The 3581-nt window shown below is 37.9% G+C and carries 3 protein-coding genes and 1 pseudogene; 2 read left to right on the plus strand and 2 right to left on the minus strand.

Annotation, left to right across the window (positions count from 1 at the left end):
* Both B3R79_RS06105 and B3R79_RS06110 read left to right on the plus strand, forming a co-directional pair.
* Nucleotides 1-669: DNA gyrase C-terminal beta-propeller domain-containing protein (locus tag B3R79_RS06105; protein ID WP_293695651.1), on the plus strand; the 669-nt coding region annotated here is incomplete at its 5' end.
* A 12-nt stretch (nt 670-681) separates the two neighbouring features.
* Nucleotides 682-1410, plus strand: a complete 729-nt coding sequence (locus tag B3R79_RS06110; protein ID WP_293695653.1) for a class A sortase — start codon at nt 682-684, stop codon at nt 1408-1410.
* A gap of 538 nt (nt 1411-1948) precedes the next feature.
* Here the strand turns inward: B3R79_RS06110 and B3R79_RS07480 are convergent.
* Both B3R79_RS07480 and B3R79_RS06120 read right to left on the minus strand, forming a co-directional pair.
* Nucleotides 1949-2455 (minus strand): annotated as a pseudogene (locus tag B3R79_RS07480) (IS982 family transposase); the annotation flags it as partial.
* Between the two features lie 98 nt (nt 2456-2553).
* The gene (locus B3R79_RS06120; protein WP_293695655.1) at nt 2554-3201 is read right to left on the minus strand and encodes a LysR family transcriptional regulator; all 648 of its coding nucleotides are present in this window, start codon (nt 3199-3201) and stop codon (nt 2554-2556) included.
* Nucleotides 3202-3581: the final 380 nt, after the last annotated feature.

Genomic DNA, 3581 nt, shown 5'->3' on the forward strand with positions numbered 1-3581 from the left:
GACGAAGTGGTTCAAACCATCATCAGAGCCACACAAGCTGAGTCAGAAGAAAATTATTTCTTCTTTGTGACACGAAATGGGATTATCAAGCGAACTAAGGAGTCTGAATTTGCGCATATTCGTCAAAATGGTCTGAAGGCTATTACCCTTAAAGACGGTGATGAGTTAATCAATGTTATCCGAACAAGCGGCGATGATGATATCATCATTGGAACACGTTTTGGTTATAGTGTCCGCTTTAAAGAAAGTGCTGTTCGTAGTATGAGCCGCTCAGCTTCAGGTGTTCGTGGGGTAAATCTTCGTGAGGGTGACGCTGTTGTGGGTGCTTCACGCATCACAGATGACCAAGAAGTGCTTGTGATTACAGAGAAGGGCTACGGCAAACGTACAGCTGCATCTGAATACCCAACTAAAGGTCGCGGTGGTAAAGGTATTAAGACTGTTAAGATCACTGAGAAAAATGGTCTGTTAGCTGGTCTAGCAACTGTCAATGGTGACGAGGATATCATGGTTATTACAGATACAGGTGTTGTCATTCGTACAGGTGTGTCTAATATTTCGCAAACAGGTCGTTCAACCTTGGGCGTTAAAGTCATGAAATTGGACCAAGATTCTAAAATCATGACCTTTACCCTCGTCCATCCCGAAGAAGAAAATGATGAAGCATAAGGCTATAAGGATATGAAAAGAAGATTCGAAACAACTCTGAAAGTCTTTATCTGCTTTGTTTTAATCGTCGTTGGTCTAGCCTTGATTTTTAATCAGTCTATTTGTAATTTTTTGATTGGTCGCCAGTCAAATCGTTACCAAATCGAAAAAGTATCTAAAAAAACACTGGAAAAAAACCAGTCGGCAGACGTGACTTATGATTTTTCAGCGGTTGAGCCAATCAGTTTGCAGTCTGTTTTAAAAAATCAGACGAGTCAGGTTGATTTGCCTGTGATTGGTGGGATTGCCATCCCTGATTTAGACATCAATCTTCCTATTTTTAAAGGCTTGGGCAATACAGAATTATCTTACGGCGCTGGGACGATGAAGAAAAATCAAGTTATGGGCGGGGTCAATAATTACGCACTCGCCAGCCATCACGTTTTTGAATTGGAAGGTTCGTCTAAAATGCTCTTTTCACCACTTGAACGTGCTAAAACTGGCATGACGATTTATTTGACGGACAAATCAATGATTTACACTTATGTCATCACGTCAGTGGAGTCAGTAGCACCTGACCGCTCAGATGTGCTAAACGACAGTCCTGGGCAATCTGAGGTAACCTTGGTGACGTGTACCGACCAAGCTGCGACCAACCGTATTGTGGTCAAGGGCAATCTAGAATCTTCAGTTTCCTATGACCAAGCTCCAAAGGACGTGCTAAAGGCTTTCCAATATGCTTATAATCAAATGTCCTTTTAACCTAAAACCTTGGTTACCATCGTAGGAAAGAAAAACTATAAGAATTGTCAATAGTTTGTTCTAAATTTTTTAGAATACTTTAGATCATATTTTGAAAAGGTTTTTATCTCGGTTTATCTTCATCAAAAGCTTCGTCATTCTTCAGGAAATGAACTAGCACACGAATAATTTTCTTAGCGATTTATGATGCTTTTCATGTGCTAGTTTGATTCTAAAATACTCTTTTCTTTAAAGTTTGATAAAATACTTAACAAAAACTAGCTAGCAAAACTGCTAGCTAGTTTTATATATTCCTCAATATACGATTTCTTTGGGGTGATTGTTGGTAAAGTATTAAGTGGCATCAAGTATTTGGCATTTGACTAAAATATCTGAGTATTCATAGCGAAGTCCGATTCTGATAAATAGAATTTCTACTTTAAGAGTAAATTTAGTATATAAGTTAACCTCTCCTCATACGACAATTTAGTGCATCAGACCTATAGCTAGTTAAAAAGCAACAATGATTTTTTATACTATATTCGTGGTTCTAGTTAATTTAAAAATAACGTGAATTATGAGCAAGAACGATTTGTTCAGGTCTTAACTGTATCCAAACTAGTCTTCTAACTAATGATGTGTCTTGGACACCCAAAAGACGAAAAGACGGCACAGTTCCGAAAAACCTTGTCCATAGATAGTACCTTTCCAGTCCTAGGCTCTACTTGAGTTCATTACTTAGATAGTCTAAATCGCTGATAATGAGCAACTGTTTGCATGCTTCTAATAGCTCATGGGTTGCTTTGATATCATGAACAGAGATTGGTGTCATAACGTAGTTCGGAATATAACCTGATAAAGTAACCAACATCTGCTAATCCTTTAAAAATGGAGATTCTGTGATTGCGTACAGCTTGGCAATGAAGCGGCAGATGTTATAGAAATGGCGTTGCGATGTCATGTTCAGTTTAGCTTGTAACAAAAGCAAGACGAGAAGGGACACATCAGAAAAGTTAACCAATTTAACGTTACGCCGATGTTTAAAGGAGTCTGGGCAGTAGTTTTTTGTGTCTTTTGAAATTAATTAGCACCAAGGGTATACCATACCAAAATATATCTCACTAATGGATAGTGCCTGCTTTGTTTATATATATTTCGTCATTCTCATTTCAAATTTTCCCAGGCGGTTTGAATGGCAGCAATTTCCTTTTTAAACTGAGATTTGTTCGTTTTCAGATAGGCAAGGTAAAAATCAATCTGTGCTGTTTCGTCGGTAATAGGCATTTCTAAACGGCGATTGTGAACTTGCTTTTCGCGCGTGAGATGCGTGATGTTGGTAGTGAAATAAGGTAGACTTGAATAGCGCCTAATTTCATTGAAATCATCAACTTCATCTTGGTAAATAAATTTCGCATTTGGAATATTGTCCTCAATAATTTGTTGCCAAATACCAATGTCGCGAAGGACCACGAAACTAAAACCAGCCATTTCTTGAAATGTTGTTTTGGTTTTATTAGCTGGGACGATCATGGCACCACTGTTAACACGTAAACTTTCCGTGCCGACATAAAGTGATTCGATGTTATCTGTTTGAATTTCTTGGTGTGTAAAAATGAGTTGATAATCTGGAGAAAGCAATTTAGCAATAATTCCCCCTTCAGAAAGCAAATTTTTATCAATGCTAATATGCTCGGATGCTACATCTTCAGCAATGTAAAGCGGACCAGGAGCTACTGAACCTAATCGTATTTTTCCTGAATGTTTCTCAAAATCTTGGATATGATCGATAAAGGCCTGTTTGGCTTCTAGCAATTTTTCAGCTTCTTTGGTAGCTAATTGACCTGTTTCCGTTAAGCTAATGTGATTAGGAGTTCGTTTGAATAAAGTTACTCCGAGTTAGTCTTCGAGTTTTTGCATGCCTCGTGTGACCGTTGGCTAAGTGACCATAAGGTGCTCTGCTGTGGCAGAGAGCGTACCGTATTTGGCAAAAGCAACAAGGGCTTCTAAAAGGTAGTCATCAATCATGAATGCTTTCCTTTCTGGTAAGTATACGTTACAAGTATACTACTATAGAATAGAAGTAATTTTCAAATAAAAAGCCTTGGTATATAGTTTAAGTATCAAAAGGAAGAGGGTTATTTTGAAAACAATCTTTCCTAAAGGTTAGTTGGAGGAAAAATTATGAGTATTTT

It is taken from the genome of Streptococcus sp. UBA3373 (assembly GCF_002360305.1).
Lineage (GTDB): Bacteria > Bacillota > Bacilli > Lactobacillales > Streptococcaceae > Streptococcus > Streptococcus alactolyticus.